Raw genomic sequence first — 1,530 nt, 5'->3', positions numbered from 1 at the left:
GATGTCGAAAGACACCTTCGGGTTGTGAGGTTAAGTGACTAAGCGTACACGGTGGATGCCTAGGCAGTCAGAGGCGATGAAGGGCGTGCTAATCTGCGATAAGCGTCGGTAAGGTGATATGAACCGTAATAACCGGCGATACCCGAATGGGGAAACCCAGTGTGTTTCGACACACTATCATGTCATGAATACATAGTGGCATGAGGCGAACCGGGGGAACTGAAACATCTAAGTACCCCGAGGAAAAGAAATCAACCGAGATTCCCCCAGTAGCGGCGAGCGAACGGGGAGGAGCCCAGAACCTGAATCAGTTCTTGTGTTAGTGGAAGCGTCTGGAAAGTCGCGCAGTAAAGGGTGATAGCCCCGTACACTAAAATGCATTAATTGTGAGTTCGATGAGTAGGGCGGGACACGTGACATCCTGTCTGAATATGGGGGGACCATCCTCCAAGGCTAAATACTCCTGACTGACCGATAGTGAACCAGTACCGTGAGGGAAAGGCGAAAAGAACCCCGGCGAGGGGAGTGAAATAGAACCTGAAACCGTGTACGTACAAGCAGTGGGAGCACCTTCGTGGTGTGACTGCGTACCTTTTGTATAATGGGTCAGCGACTTATATTTTGTAGCAAGGTTAACCGAATAGGGGAGCCGTAGGGAAACCGAGTCTTAACTGGGCGTCTAGTTGCAAGGTATAGACCCGAAACCCGGTGATCTAGCCATGGGCAGGTTGAAGGTTGGGTAACACTAACTGGAGGACCGAACCGACTAATGTTGAAAAATTAGCGGATGACTTGTGGCTGGGGGTGAAAGGCCAATCAAACCGGGAGATAGCTGGTTCTCCCCGAAAGCTATTTAGGTAGCGCCTCGTGAACTCATCTTCGGGGGTAGAGCACTGTTTCGGCTAGGGGGCCATCCCGGCTTACCAAACCGATGCAAACTCCGAATACCGAAGAATGTTATCACGGGAGACACACGGCGGGTGCTAACGTCCGTCGTGAAGAGGGAAACAACCCAGACCGCCAGCTAAGGTCCCAAAGTCATGGTTAAGTGGGAAACGATGTGGGAAGGCACAGACAGCCAGGATGTTGGCTTAGAAGCAGCCATCATTTAAAGAAAGCGTAATAGCTCACTGGTCGAGTCGGCCTGCGCGGAAGATGTAACGGGGCTAAACCATGCACCGAAGCTGCGGCAGCGACGCTTAGGCGTTGTTGGGTAGGGGAGCGTTCTGTAAGCCTGTGAAGGTGTGCTGTGAGGCATGCTGGAGGTATCAGAAGTGCGAATGCTGACATAAGTAACGATAAAGCGGGTGAAAAGCCCGCTCGCCGGAAGACCAAGGGTTCCTGTCCAACGTTAATCGGGGCAGGGTGAGTCGACCCCTAAGGCGAGGCTGAAAAGCGTAGTCGATGGGAAACAGGTTAATATTCCTGTACTTGGTGTTACTGCGAAGGGGGGACGGAGAAGGCTAGGCTAGCCGGGCGACGGTTGTCCCGGTTTAAGCGTGTAGGAGGGTGTTCCTGGTAAATCCGGAA

General features: G+C 52.7%; 1 rRNA gene. It reads left to right on the top strand.

Annotated features, from left to right (window positions below):
- Positions 1-28: 28 nt before the first annotated feature.
- Positions 29-1,530 (top strand): 23S ribosomal RNA (locus tag ACCC84_RS23400); the annotation flags it as partial.

This window comes from Serratia odorifera (assembly GCF_041448735.1).
GTDB classification, from domain to species: domain Bacteria; phylum Pseudomonadota; class Gammaproteobacteria; order Enterobacterales; family Enterobacteriaceae; genus Serratia_F; species Serratia_F odorifera.
The sequence above is the reverse complement of the archived record's forward strand: the minus strand, read 5'-3'. Positions and strand labels throughout refer to the sequence as shown.